Here is a 17,922-nt window from a genome sequence, read left to right on the forward strand (position 1 = left end):
TTGTACTGTTTTTCTCACTCCTTCAAGCAACTAAGATTCAAAACGTAAACAGAAAGGAGAAGAACAATGAACAAATTACTACTTATTACCGCTGCAAAGGCTGCCTCTATGAATGTTTCAGCTGCCTCTGTTGTAGAAAGCAACCCAACATTGGTTGGAGACTCATTCGGCTTTGTTGAAGGCCCTACATGGGATGTGGAACATCAACGTTTCTTGTTTAGCGATATTCCAAATAACACAACCTATTCTTACGACCTTAACGGCAAGTTGAGCGTTTTTGATGACAATTCTGGCTATGCCAATGGTCTCGATATTGATGCCAAAGGCAACCTGTGGGCTGCCCGCCATGATAGAAAGCTGTCGTACCGTCAGGGCAACGGAGAGAAAGTGATTGTCGCTGCAACGTATAACGGCAAGCTGCTTAATAGCCCGAACGATTTAACCGTTAATAGCGATGGAAGCGTGTGGTTTACCGATCCTCCGTTTGGTATCCAAGGTTACGGCCCAGCAAAGGCAGAACCAGAGCAAGCGGTTAATGGCGTTTATCGTTACCTAAATGGTGATCTAAAGTTGATCACTGGAGAGTTCAAGTTACCAAACGGCATCGCTTTTTCTTCTGATGAATCTTCGTTATACGTTGCCGACACATCTGATGGCTGGGTATACCGATTTGATGTTGATGGACAGTCACTCAGCAATAAGACGCAATTTGCTCAAGTGAAAGCGGAGTCTGGCTCTGAACCTATGGTTGATGGCGTTGCTGTTGATGCCGATGACAACCTCTTTGTTGCAGCGCATGGTGGCGTGGGTGTGTTCGATAAAGACGGTAAGCAAATAGACTTCATTGCTATCGATGCGGGCCATATCAGCAATCTAGAAATTGGCGGGAAACAGCAAGATTTACTGATGGTAACGGCATACAACAAAGTGTTGGTGTTCAAGCTTAAGTAATACCTTACACAAACGAAAATAAAAAGGGACGGGTAGAAATACCGGTCCCTTTTCTCATTTGAATAGGTCGAAAGTGGGTTAGCTCGATGCGCAGTAATGATGCTGCCGACGATTAAGGCTTAGGCTGATTAGCTTCTATATCAAGGGCCGTCTGGTTTGGCCTACTGAAATACTTCTTCCATTTTATTGGCATCATAGGAATGACGATCAGGCTAATACCGACAAGGGTCAACATGTCTGGAATCTCGTCAAACCACATCACGCCAAATAGGGTCACAAACACCAACCCCGAATATTCTGCGAGAGCAATTTGGTTTGCTGGCGCTTTTTTATAAGCGACCACCACAAGGGCATGGTACCCCAGAACGAATAGGTTGATTGCCATAATCCACCCAACATGACGCCATTCAATCGCCGCCCATGCAGGCAGAGCAAGAGCCAACGCCAGCGGTAGAGTCATCACACTGGTCCAAAATAGTGTCGAGATAATGTGTTGTTCTGCGTGAAGACGTTTAATCAAAATATTGCCGACACCCATCGCGAGCGCACTGCCTAAGCCCGCAATAGCGGCCCAGTGAAATTGCTCTGGACGCAACACGATTAACACACCCACGAAGCCAATCAGTGTCGCGACCACTTTTGATGATGTCGGCTTCTCTTTCAGTAAAACAATAGAAAGCGGGAGCATAAGAATGGGCCCAACATAGAACATCGCATTTGCGGTCGCCAAGGTGAGGTGTGTGATGGCAATCATTGCGCAGCCGCTTCCCATTAGGATGAATTGAGCCCGCAAAAAATTGATGCGACAACCACCTTGCATGCGCGTCTCTTTGGGTAGCTTTAGCCAAAAAGGGAGCAGCAACATCACGCTCAATAGCTGGCGGATAAACACATATTGGAACGTGGGCACTTCACCGTTCAGCACTTTGAGTGAGACGTCTGAAAAGGATGCGAGCAGGTTGGCGAATACTAAGAGCAAAATCGCGTGGTTGGTGGCTTTGGTCATACAGAAACGGCGCTACATATTTGTCATACAATTATGGGCGCACATAATACATGAGAATCGAAAATATGTAAGAACAAAAAACCAAGTAAGAACAATGTCGTTCGATGCTTAGTGATATGGGGTGCGAGATCTGCTATTACGACCTGAGTTCAGTAGGTGAGTGCCCAGTCCAATTCGGTATTTATCGAATAATCGAATGAATATGCAACAATATCAGCGCATTGGAGATCATCGCTGTTTGAGCCTACTTGGCAGAGAGACACTGTCGGGTAGGATCTCGCAGCTCAATAATGGTATTGCCTGTGTCTTTTCGTTTGAAAGCAGAGTCATTAACTTGAGCATTGCTGAAGTCAGTGCGAAACAAGTCGGCACGCAGTAAATCGACGTTGAGCATTTGGGCGTAACTCATGTTGGCGTTACGTAGGTCAGCATCGCGGAAGCTCGTATTGTTGAGGTTCGCGTGGCTGAAATTGGCATAGGTGATGTCAGCCTCATTCATGTTCGCACCCGATAAATCGGCGCCACTAAAATCAGTACGTATCAGGTTGGCGCAACGAAGGTCAACATCTTGAAGCGCTAGATTACTTAGATCGGTATTACCTAATTGTGCTCGTTCGCCGCCTTGGTTTTCCAACCACAATTTATGCTGATCTAAAATAGAATCGAGTTGTTGTCAGAGTTTGTTGGTCGAAAGCGAGATCAGTTTTAGGCGATTCAAAGAAAAGCAAACAACCAAGTTAGTCATCTCGGTTATTTGCTTTAGATTTGTTGCTTTTATGGTGAATGGACGAGCGCTTTTCGAGGTTAAAGCGTGTTTTTGTACACCTTGCCGTCTTTCATGATCAGTTTTTGTGTCTCTGTGTTCGCCACACATGCAACACTTTCCAGTGGGTTGCCATCGATGATCAATAGGTCGGCATACGCGCCTTCAACGATCTGACCTAACTTGCCTTCTTGGTATGGGTGTTGGTAGGTCGACATTTCGAACAAGCGACCACAGTTTGATGTCGCCATGCGAAGCGCGGTGATGGTATCGAATACTTGCTCAATCGCACCAAGTTCATTCAATTGTGTCGCGTGAACGTTGGTTTCACCTACACAGTCAGTGCCAAAAGCGATGTTCTGGATGTCGTATTTCTTAATCAGTTCTGCTGACTTGAACATCGCTTTGCCTACGCGTTCTGTCTTGCGGTATGTCTCTTCATTTGGCAGCGGGATCTTACGCTCTGCAATCAATGAAGAGGTAAAGTAAGAAGGAATCACCCAAATGCCTTTCTCTTTAATGATTTCGGCAATGTCGTCGTCCATGATGGTCGCGTGTTCGAAAGACATCACGCCCGCTTCAGCTGCTCGGCGCATCGCATCAGAGGTGTGGATGTGCGCAGCGACATAAGTGCCGTAATCTGAAGCGGCCTCAACTGCGGCTTTCATCTCGTCTGATGTAAATTGCAATGTGTCTAGCGGGTCGAAGGTTGAAGATGCGCCACCGCCAGCCATGATCTTGATTTGTGATGCGCCCATGAATAGCTGTTCACGCACCGCTTTCAATACTTCTGAACGCCCATCGGCCACTTTCATTGAGCCTTGCTTCATCATTGGTGAGTCTTCATGGCCGTTTGCTAAACGCTCTTGTGCTTGGTTTTGACGGTAATCGGAGTGACCACAGGTTTGTGAGATAGCCGCCATTGAAGGAAGAATGCGTGGGCCAGTCGCATAGCCCTTGTCGATACTGTTTTTAAGGCCAAGCGTATTGCCCGCCACGTCGCGAATGGTAGTAAAGCCGCGCATTAACATCTCTTCTGAAATCTTTGCTGAGCGAATCGCCACTTCTTCACGAGTCATCGTATCAATGACATTAAAAGAGGCAGAGAGCGTGATATGAACGTGCGCATCAATCAGGCCTGGCATGACTGTGCCACCTTGAGCATCAATGATTTCATCCGCTAACGTTGCATCAACCTCGCCAATTTGAGTAATCAAGTTGTCTTCAATAAGAAGTGATACGTTCTCGATTAGGTTGTTATCAACACCGTTAAATACGTTCGCGTTAGTGATTAGCTTTTTCATAGTCTGCACCTTTTGGAAATGAGTGTGTGTCGCTGATGGGGTCATCATATGGGGCGCAGCATTTGAAGAATGGCCATTTGGTGACAAGCAATGACGAGACTTATCTTTTGGTGCTTTTCAATATTTCTAAGTTTTTCCTACTCGAACGTTAAGGTGTATTTCAAATCGTCGTCACCTTGTGTTGAGAGTCAATTTACCGAACTGTAACTGGATCTAAAACGGAAGGCTTAATGAAAATACTGAATGAGTTCATCCACTTATAGGTCGAACGTTAAATTGACAATATCTTATAAAATGTTAAATCGGTGTCAGTATTTAGGGGCTCTGACATTGGTCTGAAATTTAAGTTCGTTCTATGAGGCAACATCCTTACATCAAGAAAAATATATGCTTAAGGATTAACTCATGAAAAAACAAAATATCTCGGCAGTCGCCCTTCTAGCACTGATTATTACGGGTTGTGGTGGAGAGAGTTCATCAGGAGGTGACAGCACAACGTCTAATAACGCTAATGTTCCAAGTAATCCAAGTAATCCAAGTAATACCGGCTCATCATCTACCTCTCAGCAGCCTGACATTAAAGCTCTTAGCAACAATATGATTTTTGCGATCGAAGGTTTTATCGAAGAAACGGATCCAATCAGAAATTTCTCATCTATTACCGTCAAAAATGAGCTGCCTGCGTTCAAGAGTGGAGATACTCAGGAGGTTGATGTGACTATCGCTGTACCAACAATCGTTATCGATAATGGCAGCAACTTTGTTAACGATTGGCACTGTTACGAAACCACAGGATTAAGCGCGCAAAGGAAGGATCATCAGTTACTTGTGGACGGTACAATTTCTGAATATCGATACGATATGCAAAGTAACTCTTGTTCTAGTGAGCTCTTGGGATCGTATGTGTTTAACGATGCGGTGTTCGACAGTTCGTTGGAATTTAAAACCGTTGGCAGCGTAGTTTCCAAAGATGGGAGCGGGACAGAGTCTAATTTACCTACTTACGACTTTATCGCTCAAGCTTATGGAGAGCAGTCAAAAGAGCGGTTTGGTGATTCGTGGGAATTATTACAGCGCGACAAAATTAACGCAGCAGCTAAGGAGGTTGGGGCCTCGATCTTTGAGTTGAACACTTCATCTGGAAAGATCGATTTGGATCTAGGTCAGCTTAATAGCGACACTCTCATCGATTTCGCTTCACTAGATACAAATCAATTATTGAATGGTGCGATTTGGGGGATGCCCGGTCAAGGCGTTGCCGATGAAAAATGGTGCCGAATTGTGAATATTCCAGAAGATCTAAGTCAGAACAGTATCAAGTACCAATCTGTTATCTCGACAAATTGTGCGAGGTCGACACAACGTTATTGTGATGCCTTTGGTTCATCGTTTTCGAGTGGTAACTACCCACCAGCAGCTCCTATCGCTTGGGACAATAATACGGCGAGTAATGCCCAGTTGAACTCAGATGAGCAGTACCGAAGAGATGCTCAAGGTCACTTTGTTGTGAACAGTTCTGGTCAGAATGCGTTTGTCCTCTCATCCAATTCGGTTGTGATTCCTATTTTCGGTTACACCAGCCCGCGAAGTGATGGGCAAATTAACAATGCCGGTCTTAATAGTTGGGCTGGTCACGAAGGTCACTGCCAAAACGTGATGAATAGCCGACACACAAAGATGGGGATTGGATACAAAGCCAGTAAGTCAGATGCATCGAAGATGTCTTATTGGACGCAAGATTTCAATTAACACACTCATTGCTTAAATAAAGGTCATCCATTTAGCGTCGCTATTCTTTCTTTAGTTGGTAGTGGCAGGTTACTTGGTAGTAGCAGATCACTCGAGAGTGCCATTTTACTTTACAGTGATACGTGGGCGATCAGGATTATTGAAGGTGGAGGGGCGAAGACACTATGACGATTCATTTGTGTTGTGAATGATTTTGAGTAGTGTCATGAAATGGTAAGTTTTGCTTCGATTCGAACGCTAAGATGTATTTCAAATCAAGGCTACTTATCAAATTAGAGAGAGACAGAATGATTAAATCAGACAAAGTTTACGGGTTCAACACACCACAACGTCTATTCGTAGGTTACACGTTAGCCGTGCTGGTGGACTTGGTCGTACTTAACTTCTTCGATGAGTACTGGGACTTCGTCAACATTGAGTCTTTCACTATCTCTTTGATTGCGGCGTTGTTGTTGAAGCTCTCTATTGGTTTAGAGCACAAGATTGCCGAGCACTTCAAAAGCAAGCCGGGCACCGCGCCTAAGGTTTACCGAGCAATCACCACTTATATCATCTTGGTGGGCTCAAAATTCGTCATGCTAGAAGCGATAAACCTCATGTTCGGTGACAAGGTGAGCTTCACAGGCCCTTGGGGTGGCGTGGTAGCTTTCTTCGCTGTGGTATTTACGATTCTGGTTGCTGAAGTGATTGTATCGAAGATCTACTTTGCTCTGGATGAAAAGCAAGAATCAAATGAGAAAGCACTAAAAGAGACCAACGCGTAACAGAACTAAAATACATATGTGAATAACAGACGAGCTAGCTGATTAAGCTGGCTCGTTTTCGTTTTCGTTTTCGTTTTCGTTGCGATAACCAATTCGACGTGCTTGTTGGTTCTATTTTTCGTAAACCACCCCCCCGCGCAACACCGTCATCAACACCTGAGTTTTGGCTATTTGTCTTGCCGATATGGTCGTGATGTCTCGGTCGAGAATGGCGAAGTCCGCTGATTTTCCTACCTCAATAGATCCAGTGATGTCGTCGATGCCCAAGCTAGAAGCGGCATTAATCGTGTAAGCGTCGATAGCCGTGTAGATATCAGTTAGGCCTGTTTTACCCATGATTAGGCTATTCGCGATGCCGACTAAAGGGTTGATGTCGTGTACGTTCCAATCACTGCTTAAGGTGATATTCGCGTCGGTCTTGAGTATTGCGTCTAAGTTCATCATAGCTTTAGCTCGGCGAGCACCAAGGAAAGCTTCGGCCCATTGGTGTTGATGCCTTGCAACGTAATCAGAGCCGACTTGGAAATCTGCGGTTACGTCTAATTGGCGAAAGCGTGGCACATCTTCATCATTGATTAATTCGACATGGGTTAGGGTGTAGGGTTTGGTTGAGCCTTGTTTGCGAATACTTTCTATTGCATCAAGAGATTCACGAACCGCGCCATCACCAATGGCATGAATGTGGGCGCTAAACCCTATTTTTTCGAGCGCAGTTAGCCACTCTTTCATTTGTTCTGGCGGAATATAGTTCAAGCCATTAGGAGACAGGGGTAGATAGGTATCTAAGTAGGGTGCGAGCGTTTTGGCGGTGCCATTGATAAAGATGCCGTCGCTGTACATTTTCACCTGATCGACAAGTAACAGACGGCTTTTATCGTCGGAATACATCTTCTCAAAGACTTCTAATTGAGAAGGTATCGCCATCGATGGATACACCCAAGGGCGCAGCGACACACGCGCCGTTAAGTCTTGATTTTGCTCGGCCTCTAACCAAACGTCATACCAACCTCGTTTCCAATACATGCGACCGTCACCAATGGTGGTGATGCCGTGGGCTGCTGCTTCCTCAAGCCCGAACATTAACCCTTGGTAGCTTTGCTCAAACAGTTCGCTTTGGCTGTTCCACGCCATCTCCATCACTTGATCGCCAGCATTGTCTAGCAAGATGCCATTGAGCTTGCTGCTATCAGGATCTTTTAAATAAGCGCCACCTTGTGGATCCGGAGATTGTTGGCTGATTCGGGCGATTTTTAGTGCTTTGGAGTTGACCCACATTGAGTGTGATGTCTGCTCCATGATCACCACAGGGCGATCCGGGAAGATACTGTCGATGATCTCTAGTGGCGTGTAGTCAGAGTCGCTATCGAGCGTCGCTTCTAAAGAAAAACCATAACCCATTAGCCAACCTCTGCCATCGGTATCAGCATTGATCTTACACGCTTCTAAGTAGGGAATTTGCTCTTCTAACGTTGCTTCAGAGTCGAGTTCACAATTGCCACCCAGCTCTGAGGCGGCTTCAAACACATGGTTATGGTTGTCAATGAACCCCGGCAAGACAAAGGCATTGTCTAGATCAATGACATCAGTGCTTTGCCCTTGAAAAGTTTGCGCCTGTGATTGGTTACCGATAAAGATGATCTTGCCTTTGTGGGTAACGATCGAGTCTGACTCGCGATGCCCATATATATCTGCATTGGTAAAAATTTGGTCAGCACTTTGGCTTTTAACAGTTGTTTGCGCTTGAACTGCTGTTTGTGTTTGAACAATAGTGTTGGCTTGTGCAAGCACCGGCGCTACGGCCGATAAGCTTGCGAGTAATGCTATCCATGCAGTGCGTGACAGAGTGAGCTTGTTATTCATTATTATGTCTTCCATGTTCCACTGTTTAGTAAGTATAGAAAGCGAGTGGCCAGAATCATATCGTGAATTTTTAATAATAAAGTGTCCTTGGTTGCTCTCTTGTTTGAATGTAATTCCAGTGCCTTTTGAGGTGGTTGTGGGAATACAGCTCGTCAATAAAGGATTGCGAATCCATTCGCAGACTAAACAATTCACATAAGGTTCTGAATAAATTACAGTTAAGTGAGCTATAAAAATGGATTTAACGTATTACCAAGGATGTAAGTTTATGTTTTCAAGAGACTTACTCGCATTACTAATAAAAACAAGTCGAGGTTAGGATGAAAAAAATATTATTGCTGCTTAGCGTGATCTTATTGGGTGGTTGTGTTGGCATGCCCGAAACGGTAAAGCCTGTTCAACAGTTTGAGTTGGAACGATACCTAGGGAAATGGTACGAAGTGGCTCGTTTGGATCACTCGTTTGAGCGTGGCTTAGACAACATCAGCGCTGAATACAGCCTTCGTGATGATGGCGGCGTGAAGGTGATTAACCGTGGTTATTCGGCGGAAGAAGGTGAGTGGAACGAAGCGGAAGGAAAAGCGTACTTCGTTGAGGGCTCTGAACAAGGCTATTTGAAAGTGTCTTTCTTTGGCCCTTTCTACGGCGCTTATGTCGTGTTTGAATTAGACAAAGAGGGCTACCAATACGCGTTTGTTTCTGGGCCCGACACTGATTACTTATGGCTACTCGCAAGAACGCCTGAAGTCGCACCAGAAGTGATGGAGAAGTTTAAAGCCATGTCGAAAGAGCGTGGCTTCAATACTGATGAATTGATTTACGTTGAGCACAGCAAATAAGCTGAGCGCGCTAGGTTAACGACAGTTGATTGAGAAAAAGGAACAGATGATGAGTGCATCTGTTCCTTTTTTATTGGTTTGGTTTTGTATGAACTAGCCTTGTCGACGAACCTGCAACACGCTGAGTATCGATAGTGATAGGAAGAACGCAGGGTCACTCCAACCAAAACCAACAAAAATGCCTGTAAACGCGGCATACAAGGTGATGATGGCACCCAGCATGTTGGTCACAACCAAACCTTGTACGAGCTTTTTGGCACTGACTCCGGGCTCAATGTCTCGCAATAACCAACTTATCGCGGCAATACCACCAAGGAAGATACTGGTGTGCTGAGAGAGAAAATAAGCGTACTTATCATTAATTTCTACGCCGTACATAGGCCACATGACCGTTGGTAGGAAAAACAACGCCAAAGCAAACCCTGCGTAAATGATGCCGTGTAGGCTTAAAAACGTTTTATTGTTCATTTGTTATCTCTCTATCTCGTGCCTTTCGCTAATTCTTTATTCATTCCAATCGCTTTGTTTTCATTCAGCGAATTAACTAGTCGTTGATTGGGCCTTTGTTAATGGTAGTTAAAGGCTGGTTCACGTCGAAAATTACACCACGTACTTCGTCGACACCCATCTGTTTAAGGCGAGCGCTATGCATCGCTAGGTACGTCTCTGCACTGAGTTGGTCTTCAAAAAGATAGACACCACCGCCCAGTTTTTCAGCTTCGTTTTCTGTCCAGATTTTCCAGATCATACCCGGTTCGTTGTTAATAGATTTTGCTAGGTCAACTAGCGCGCTCGACATCTCTTCACCAAATGGGCCTGAAAATTCAAAATCGACTTGTAATAATTTCATGGTTATTTCTCCAAACAGTTACTTGGTATTGCGCTGAGACTCATGGTCATTTCGCAAAACGTAGGGGGCTTGATTGCCTGTTGGAATAGATATTACCTGTAAAAAACAGACAGAAAAGTTCATAATATAGTTAATAACTATCAGGATTTTAGACCGATGAGATTGAAAACCACCCTCGACCAATGGCAAACGCTTTACGAAATTGACCGTGCAGGCAGCATTCAGGCGGCGGCAGTGCAATTGAACAAGAGCCACACCACGCTGATCTATGCGCTGAGAAAATTGGAGGACCAATTAGGCGTGACTTTAGTGCAGGTTGAAGGTCGTAGGGCGGTCTTGTCGGAGGATGGTAAATCACTGTTGCGCCGTGCAAGCAGTATGTTGGAACAAGCTCGCGAGCTAGAGTTGATCAGTGAACAGCTGGCGAAAGGCGTCGAATCTGAAATCGTGGTCGCCGTGGATCATTTGTGCTGCCTTGAACGCCTTTATCAACCGATGGCGGCATTTTTGGCGGAGAACAACACCACATCGATACAAGTGATTGAAACGTCACTGTCTAAAACAACGGAAATGGTGACTCAAGAACTGGCTGATGTGGCTATCATCAACTTGCCTATTACTAATTACTCAGCCGAAGCGTTTGGTTTTACGATGATGGAGCCAGTAGTTGCTAGCTCACATCCGTTAGCAAGTGCCGTTTCACTGTCGTTGAATCAACTGTCGTCTTTGCCACAAATTGTGGTGCGAGATTTAGGTACACGATCTAATCAAGGCACTAAAAGCCAAGGGAACAAACAGGATGTGGGTTGGTTGAAGTCGAGTCAGCGTATTACGGTGGATAATTTCGACCATGCGTTTGGCGCGGTAGAGCAGGGAGTCGGGTATTGTCGACTACCAAAGCACATTGTTGAAAGTCGAGGTAGCGACAAGCTCACTGTGTTGAATGTCGAAAATGGCAGTGGGTATCACGTTCCGCTGCACCTGACTTTACCAAAAGGAGCCAAGACAGGCCCTGCTGCTAAACGTTTCTATGAGTTACTTCTTGAGTCAGTTTCAAATGCGAGCTAACGGCGACATGAACCTTGAACGATTAACTAGAGGCCTCGAACGATTAACGAGGCTGATTGCCGTTTAAGAACAGCGCGACACATTCGCGAGTGTAGTGAAGCCTTTCTTCTTCGGATTCTCCGCTATCGTGACCGAAGAATGACCAATACGCCGATTTGCCGTGAAACATCAGCAACAGTTGGCGTGCTGCAATGACTGGTGAGCTTGATGTCGACAGTGTGAGATCACCAGAGTCTATTTTCGACTGCAAATAATCAGCAAGTAATTTGGTGGTTTTCTGAGGCCCAGTTTCTAAATAGATAGAGGCGATCTCTGGGTGCGTGTTGGATTGGCTCACAGCATTTTGAAAGGTCTGTCTGGACTGCTCATCAAGTAACAAATCTTGAAACTTCACACCAAACTTCACTAACTCTTCTTCCAAAGTGGCATTCATATCAAAAGCAGAAGGGCTGAGTTCACGCTCGGCACACTTGGTTTGCATGCAGGTTTCGAAAAGCTCGTCTTTGTTTTTAAAGTGAGAGTAGACCGTTTGCTTGGAAACGTTCGCTGCTTTGGCTATTTGATCCATATTGATCTTGAAGCCATATTCAGAGAAAAGCTTACTTGCTGCGGTTAAAATCTGCGATCTCTTCTGTTCACTCTTGATGATTTTTGTCACGTGCTTGCTTCTCGTTACTTGGTGTTGGGTCGTTACCTAGCTTGTCTCTTTGCTTAGTGCCTATTGATACTCAGTAATAGGTATCTCATTTGGCGCTAAGCATTATGCTTTTTGTGATGCTTTTATCAATCATTAACCATGAAACTTATTTTTAACATAATCAAACTAGATAGTCTAGTTTGGTTTGGTTAGTCTAAAAAAAGAACATGATGAGTACCGCATAGGAACAGGAAGTATGTATAAATTGATGAAGGGAAGCGCAGTAGCAGTGGCGTTTTCGACTCTTCTTGTCGGGTGTGGTGAAAATACACAAGCCGAGACAGCATCCGATGCAGATAATGCTGCAGTGGAATCGAATAGTGCAGCGTCGACAGTCTTAACAGTAGAAACTGTCGCTTTGGAACGCTCTCCATCGTATGCGGTACAGCGTGAATATGTCGGTGTGGTAAAGGCCGGGCAGCAGGCGAATTTGGGTTTTGAATTGGCGGGTAAGGTCAATGAGATTCTGGTGGATGTCGGTGACACAGTCACAACAGGTCAGCCGTTGATCCGATTGGATACCCAACTTTTGGAAACCGAGTCTAGCCAACTGAAAGCGCAGGCTGAAGAAGTCAAAGCTCAATTGAGTTTGGTGGCAGCGAACCTTAAACGTCAACGTTCATTGAAAGCGAAAGGCTTCAGTGCCGAAGCGGAGATTGATTCTCTCACCAGTGAGCAACGCGTATTGCAGGCGAACTTGTTGCGCATCGATGCATCGGTAAAAGGCAACGAACTGAAATTGGTGAAGTCGACAGTGCTTGCGCCTTATTCTGGAACCATCGCGACGCGCTTTGTTTCGCTCGGAGATGTGGTGAATGTGGGTAATCCAACTCTTACACTGCTCGCTTCTGAGGGCAAAGAGGCCTTCATCGGTATTCCTGCTCACCAAATGCAAAAAGTCACCTCACTTTCTTCGCCTAACATCCGAGTTGGGAGAACAGATTATGCCGTGGAGCTATTGAATCCCGGCGCAATGGTCGACACCCAATCTCGCAGTGTCGGTTTGCGTTACCTATTCCCTGAACAATCATCGGTATTGGAAGGGCAACTTGCCTACCTTAAATTTGATGAGCAGATTGATGACTCAGGTTACTGGGTGCCATTAACGAGTTTGATTGATGGATTGCGCGGTGTGTGGAACATCTTTGTGATTGGTGAAGACAATAAGGTTGAACGTAGAAGTGTTCAGGTGTTGTTTGCCAACAATCAACAAGCGTACGTGAGTGGGGCGATTGAAGACGGTGAACAGGTCATCGCCAGTGGTTTACATCGCTTAGTTCCGGGCCAAATCGTGAAACCAGTCAGTGCGGCTGAGTAGGTAATAGTATGAAAATAATAGAGACTATTTCCAACACTCGACTGCTTATCTTGATGACCGCACTGCTGATGGTGAGTGGTATTTCTGCGTTCATGACGTTGCCACGTGCAGAAGACCCAGTAATCATCAACCGTTACGCGAACATTACTACCAGTTTCCCCGGAGCCAGTGCCGAGCGTGTTGAAACCTTGGTAACAGAAGTTATCGAGAACAAGCTGCGCGAGCTGAGTGAAGTTAAACTCGTGAGCTCAACCTCAAGACCGGGCGTGTCTATTGTCACCTTAGAATTGAATGACACCATCACCGAGCCTGAGCCAGTTTGGTCCCAAGCTCGCGACAAGTTATCTGATATCGAATCCATTTTGCCTGCGGGTGCTCAATCGCCTGATCTCGATAGCGACCATACCTATGCTTTCACGACCATCGCATCTCTAACTTGGTCTGGTGCAGGCGAGCCTGATAGGTTAACGCTGGGCCGTTATGCCAAAGAGCTCGCCAAGCGACTAAGAACTTTGTCGGGTACTGAATTCGTTGATGAATACGGGATGCCGCAAGAAGAGATTCAAATCAGTTTACGTACGGCCGATGCCGCTGCTCTAGGGCGTTCAAGCGCCAATATCGCTGAATCGCTCGAAGGGGCAGACGCCAAGAACTCGGCGGGTGAACTGGTCAGTGCTTATTCTCGCTTTGGCTTAGAAATTAAATCTGAACTTGATTCCATTGAACGCATTAAGCAAGTGCCAATAGCCACTGATAGCAAAGGTCACATCATCCGTATGGAAGACATTGCTTCGGTGAAACGTGGTGAGAAAACCCCACAAGACCAGATTGCTATTGTTGATGGTGAGCCGGGTGTGATTGTCGCGGCAAGAATGCACCCTGATCTGCGAGTTGATAACTGGACGTCGCGAGCTAATGCTCTGATTGGTAAATTTGAGCAAGAGTTACCAAGTAACGTTAAGGTGACCGTGCTCTTTAATCAGCAAGGTTATACCGAGACTCGCTTAGACGATTTAGGCAAAAGCTTGATGATCGGTTTCGGTCTGATTTTGATTGTGCTGTTTGTCACTTTAGGCGTGCGTGCCGCGATCTTAGTCGCCATTTCTCTGCCGTTAACCTCATTATTGACCTTGTCGATCATGAAAATGACCGGTGTGCCGATTAACCAAATGTCGGTGACAGGCCTAATTGTGGCGCTCGGGATCATGGTTGATAACGCGGTGGTGATGGTCGATACCATTCAAGCTTATCGTTTGAAAGGGCAACAACGAGCAGAAGCGACCATGAATGCATTGAAGCATTTATGGGTGCCGTTATTAGGCTCAACTTTAACTACCGTGTTGGCGTTTGCCCCGATTATCTTGATGCCGGGTGCATCGGGTGAGTTCGTCGGTGGTATTGCGATTACCGTTTCTTTCTCATTGATCGGCTCTTACATCATCTCGCACACCTTAATCGCAGGCTTAGCGACTAAGCTACTGCCGAAACAACTCAGTGATGTCGACAAGAAAGGACAGCACCATTGGTACATGACCGGCTTAAGAATCCCGGCTTTGACGCGCTGGTTCTCGTCTTCTGTCCGCTTTGGTGTCACGCATCCAATTATCACGATTGCTTTGGTGTTGTTGGTTCCGTTTACCGGTTACTGGAGTATGTCTCAGCTGACTGAGCAATTCTTCCCGCCATCAGACCGAGACATGTTTGAGATCCAGGTGTACATGCCGCCGCAAGCGAGCATTTATGCCACTAAAAACACCTCTGAAAAAATCGACGATATCATTCATCGTTACCCTGAAGTGGAGCGTATCGATTGGCTCGTGGGTGCAAACTTCCCATCCTTCTATTACAACCTGCAAGCAAGGCAAAATAATGCGCCATACTTCTCGCAAGCCATGGTGAAAACAGAGAACTTTGACCAAGCCAATACGCTAATTCCACAGTTGCAAAAGGTGTTGGATGAAGAGGTGCCGGAAGCACAAATCTTGGTACGTAAGCTTAACCAAGGGCCTCCATTTACCGCGCCCGTTGAACTGCGAGTGTATGGTGAAAACCTCGACACGTTAAAAGCGATTGGTGAAGATGTTCGTCTAATTTTGGCGGGTGTTCCTCATGTGACGCACACAAGGGAAACCCTGCAACCAGGTACTCCGAAGGTGTGGTTGAAGGTTGATGAAGACACCGCAAAGCTGAATGGTATTTCATTGAACCAGTTCGCAGGTATGCTGCAAACTACTCTGACAGGTCGTGAAAGTGGCTCTGTGATTGAAGGCAGTGAGTCGGTACCAATCCGTGTTCGTGTGGCAGATGAGGCGCGTGAAAACTTGGTTCACTTAAGCAATATTCGTCTGCCAATCAGTTCTGATGTCTACTCAACAGGGATCAATGTTTCGACGCTGGCAGAACTGGAATTGACGACCAGTCGCGGTGCGATTACTCGTCGTAACGGGCAGCGTGTGAATACCATCGAGGGTTACATTGAAGCGGGTGTCTTACCTCAAACCGTACTTAATGAATTCCAAAAACGCTTAGCAAGCTATGAGATGCCATCGGGTTACACCATTGGTTTTGGTGGCGAATCAGCGGAGCGAGACAATTCAGTCAACAGCCTCATCTCGAATGTCGCAGTCGTGGTGGTATTGATGGTGCTGGTGGTGGTGATGTCATTCAACTCGTTCCGAATGAGCAGCATCATCTTCATGGTAGCAGGGTTGGCTGGTGGACTAGGGCTGTTGTCGGTATGGATCTTCGGTTATCCGTTCGGCTTTACGGTGATTATCGCGATGCTTGGGATTGCGGGCTTAGCGATTAACGCGGCCATTGTGATTTTGACCGAATTGAAACTCGATAAAGAGGCTTCCTCCGGGAATGTAGATGCAGTCGTTGAAGCTGTGATGTCGTGTACTCGCCATATCAGCTCAACCACGATAACGACTGTTGGCGGCTTTATGCCATTGATCATCGCTGGCGGTGGTTTCTGGCCTCCGTTCGCGGTCGCGATTGTTGGCGGAACGGTATTAACCACGCTTATCTCGTTCTACTTTGTACCTGTGGTTTATCATTTGATGACTCGAAATCAGCGAAAATCCATGACTACTCAAGCGGCATAACTGTTTTTCAATTTAACGTCTCTTCAATTTGGCTACTCTTTAATTGCCCATAATCGAGCCGTATCTGGCTCGATTATGGTGTGGTTATTCTCGATAAATTCATCCCAATTCCTACCTTTTTGTTGTGCTTTTCACCGCTATTACGCCCTCAATTAGTCAAATTATCCTTTCTGTTAGTCATTATATTCTTTCAATTCGTCACATTAGTGCATAGATGAATGCTTGATTATCTTGTTGGTGAATGAGTGGGTGTTTTGAATAATCTAACCAGTGAATACCTTGTAAATGGTATGTGAATTCACAATTTTGACGGGCGTCACACTTCTATTTATTCGCTCTTTCTAATGTACCTTGAACTTGCCCCGAGCTTTGGTGGTGAGCGAGTGTTTATCTACTTTTTCTAAATCCCTTGTCAGTACTGGCTCCATCTGTGTAGCACGCTATTGATGTGTGTCTTAATCGCTTACTGCTTCTTAGTTTTCGTCTTCATAAATGGAAGGTTAGTTTCCAAGTTTGTTTGGTGAGCTTTCAATTTCAACTCTTCATAATGCGCCGAATGTAACAATGTATTTCAAAGTGTAACAATTAAGTCATGTTTTCTGTGTGGTTTTAACCCGGCAGTAACGAACCTTATTGCATTGCTTTTTGAGATGCGGCGTTTCACATGCTCAACACATAAATATTCTAATGATCATGACAACCAGTACTCAGACGTTCGTTCTGAGGCTGGATAACCATCGAGAAAGTTAATGGAAGCTTCAAGATATAAACGCATTTTATCGAGGACAAATTTGTCGAAGATTGGTTTGCTGGGAACCGTTCTGATGCTCGAAGGATGTAACTCCGCATTGCTCGACCCAAAAGGTAGCGTTGGCGTTCAGGAAAAAGAGCTGATTATCACGGCTCTGTTGCTGATGTTGATTGTCGTCATCCCAGTGATTCTGATGACCATCTACTTTGCTTACCGATACCGCGAGAGCAATACCACGGAAGAGTATGCACCTGACTGGGCACACTCAACCAAGATTGAAGTGGTGGTATGGACGATTCCAATCATCATCATCGCGATTCTAGCCACCATCACTTGGCGAACAACACACGAATTAGAGCCATCAAAGCCTCTGGAAAGTGATGTGCAACCTATGGTGATCGAAGTGGTCTCTCTGGACTGGAAGTGGCTGTTCATCTATCCGGAGCAAAACATTGCGACGGTTAACTATGTTGCGTTCCCGAAAGATGTACCGGTGACGTTTAAGCTAACTTCAGACAACATCATGAACGCGTTCTTTATCCCGCGTCTTGGTTCGCAGATCTACGCGATGCCGGGAATGGTGACCAAGCTGAATTTGATTGCAAACCACGAAGGTGACTTCAAAGGCTTTGCATCGAACTACAGTGGCAAAGGTTTCTCACAGATGAAATTCACTGCATCAGCCATGCCTGATCAAGTGGCATTTCTAAACTGGGTGGAAAAAGTGAAAGCAAGCCCTGATCGCATTGAAGATTGGGAGCAGTTCCGTTCATTGGCTGCGCCAAGTGTGGCTGAACCCGTCACTCTGTTCTCCAGTATCCCACCATTTTTATTCACCGATGTCGTGACCCAGCACCCTGGTTCAATGAACTGTTTGCCGGAAACCCAAGGATAA

At 45.7% G+C, this 17,922-nt stretch carries 15 protein-coding genes; 8 read left to right on the forward strand and 7 right to left on the reverse strand.

Translation table 11 applies throughout. The features are described 5' to 3' along the window. The first annotated feature begins 66 nt into the window (after nucleotides 1–66). Complete coding sequence (locus AB4623_RS13425) at nucleotides 67–951, forward strand: SMP-30/gluconolactonase/LRE family protein (protein ID WP_372146637.1); 885 nt, start codon at nucleotides 67–69, stop codon at nucleotides 949–951. A gap of 112 nt (nucleotides 952–1,063) precedes the next feature. Here AB4623_RS13425 and AB4623_RS13430 read toward each other — a convergent pair whose 3' ends face one another. The 3 genes from AB4623_RS13430 to AB4623_RS13440 form a co-directional block, all read right to left on the reverse strand. After that, the gene (locus AB4623_RS13430; RefSeq protein ID WP_050712174.1) at nucleotides 1,064–1,957 is read right to left on the reverse strand and encodes a DMT family transporter; all 894 of its coding nucleotides are present in this window, start codon (nucleotides 1,955–1,957) and stop codon (nucleotides 1,064–1,066) included. Between the two features lie 244 nt (nucleotides 1,958–2,201). After that, entirely contained in the window at nucleotides 2,202–2,597 is a 396-nt protein-coding gene (locus AB4623_RS13435; protein ID WP_017060189.1) for a pentapeptide repeat-containing protein, read from the reverse strand. Between the two features lie 164 nt (nucleotides 2,598–2,761). Next, nucleotides 2,762–4,024, reverse strand: coding sequence for an amidohydrolase family protein (locus tag AB4623_RS13440; RefSeq protein WP_102429130.1), 1,263 nt, complete (start codon nucleotides 4,022–4,024; stop codon nucleotides 2,762–2,764). Nucleotides 4,025–4,429: 405 nt separating this feature from the next. Between AB4623_RS13440 and AB4623_RS13445 the strand changes: the two genes are divergently transcribed. Then, nucleotides 4,430–5,773 (forward strand): CAP domain-containing protein, encoded by a 1,344-nt coding sequence (locus tag AB4623_RS13445; protein ID WP_229648056.1) that lies wholly within the window; start codon nucleotides 4,430–4,432, stop codon nucleotides 5,771–5,773. Nucleotides 5,774–6,060: 287 nt separating this feature from the next. Continuing rightward, nucleotides 6,061–6,537 (forward strand): hypothetical protein, encoded by a 477-nt coding sequence (locus AB4623_RS13450; protein ID WP_372099783.1) that lies wholly within the window; start codon nucleotides 6,061–6,063, stop codon nucleotides 6,535–6,537. Nucleotides 6,538–6,648: 111 nt separating this feature from the next. Here the strand turns inward: AB4623_RS13450 and AB4623_RS13455 are convergent, their stop codons facing one another. Further along, complete coding sequence (locus tag AB4623_RS13455) at nucleotides 6,649–8,397, reverse strand: amidohydrolase (RefSeq protein WP_372146639.1); 1,749 nt, start codon at nucleotides 8,395–8,397, stop codon at nucleotides 6,649–6,651. A 320-nt stretch (nucleotides 8,398–8,717) separates the two neighbouring features. Between AB4623_RS13455 and AB4623_RS13460 the strand changes: the two genes are divergently transcribed. Next, the gene (locus tag AB4623_RS13460; protein WP_372117950.1) at nucleotides 8,718–9,236 is read left to right on the forward strand and encodes a lipocalin family protein; all 519 of its coding nucleotides are present in this window, start codon (nucleotides 8,718–8,720) and stop codon (nucleotides 9,234–9,236) included. Nucleotides 9,237–9,329: 93 nt separating this feature from the next. Here the strand turns inward: AB4623_RS13460 and AB4623_RS13465 are convergent, their stop codons facing one another. Together AB4623_RS13465 and AB4623_RS13470 are read right to left on the reverse strand one after the other, a co-directional pair. Further along, on the reverse strand, nucleotides 9,330–9,704 hold the full coding sequence (locus AB4623_RS13465) for a hypothetical protein (RefSeq protein ID WP_065103881.1): 375 nt from the start codon (nucleotides 9,702–9,704) through the stop codon (nucleotides 9,330–9,332). Nucleotides 9,705–9,780: 76 nt separating this feature from the next. Further along, complete coding sequence (locus AB4623_RS13470) at nucleotides 9,781–10,086, reverse strand: monooxygenase (protein WP_102429136.1); 306 nt, start codon at nucleotides 10,084–10,086, stop codon at nucleotides 9,781–9,783. Between the two features lie 156 nt (nucleotides 10,087–10,242). Here AB4623_RS13470 and AB4623_RS13475 point away from each other — a divergent pair, with 156 nt between their 5' ends. After that, the gene (locus AB4623_RS13475; RefSeq protein WP_102548254.1) at nucleotides 10,243–11,154 is read left to right on the forward strand and encodes a LysR family transcriptional regulator; all 912 of its coding nucleotides are present in this window, start codon (nucleotides 10,243–10,245) and stop codon (nucleotides 11,152–11,154) included. 43 nt (nucleotides 11,155–11,197) lie between these two features. Here the strand turns inward: AB4623_RS13475 and AB4623_RS13480 are convergent, their stop codons facing one another. Continuing rightward, nucleotides 11,198–11,812, reverse strand: coding sequence for a TetR/AcrR family transcriptional regulator (locus tag AB4623_RS13480; RefSeq protein ID WP_372146641.1), 615 nt, complete (start codon nucleotides 11,810–11,812; stop codon nucleotides 11,198–11,200). 235 nt (nucleotides 11,813–12,047) lie between these two features. Between AB4623_RS13480 and AB4623_RS13485 the strand changes: the two genes are divergently transcribed. The 3 genes from AB4623_RS13485 to cyoA all read left to right on the forward strand — a co-directional run bounded on the left by AB4623_RS13485 (nucleotide 12,048) and on the right by cyoA (nucleotide 17,922). Beyond that, entirely contained in the window at nucleotides 12,048–13,169 is a 1,122-nt protein-coding gene (locus AB4623_RS13485) for an efflux RND transporter periplasmic adaptor subunit (protein WP_372146643.1), read from the forward strand. A gap of 8 nt (nucleotides 13,170–13,177) precedes the next feature. Then, nucleotides 13,178–16,276, forward strand: coding sequence for an efflux RND transporter permease subunit (locus tag AB4623_RS13490; protein WP_372146645.1), 3,099 nt, complete (start codon nucleotides 13,178–13,180; stop codon nucleotides 16,274–16,276). A gap of 749 nt (nucleotides 16,277–17,025) precedes the next feature. After that, nucleotides 17,026–17,922: a ubiquinol oxidase subunit II gene (gene cyoA, locus AB4623_RS13495; protein WP_081326284.1), complete on the forward strand. Its 897-nt coding sequence runs from the start codon at nucleotides 17,026–17,028 to the stop codon at nucleotides 17,920–17,922.

Origin of the sequence: Vibrio sp. 10N.222.52.C12 (assembly GCF_041474215.1) — a bacterium.
In the GTDB taxonomy this organism is placed as follows: Bacteria; Pseudomonadota; Gammaproteobacteria; order Enterobacterales; family Vibrionaceae; genus Vibrio; species Vibrio crassostreae_C.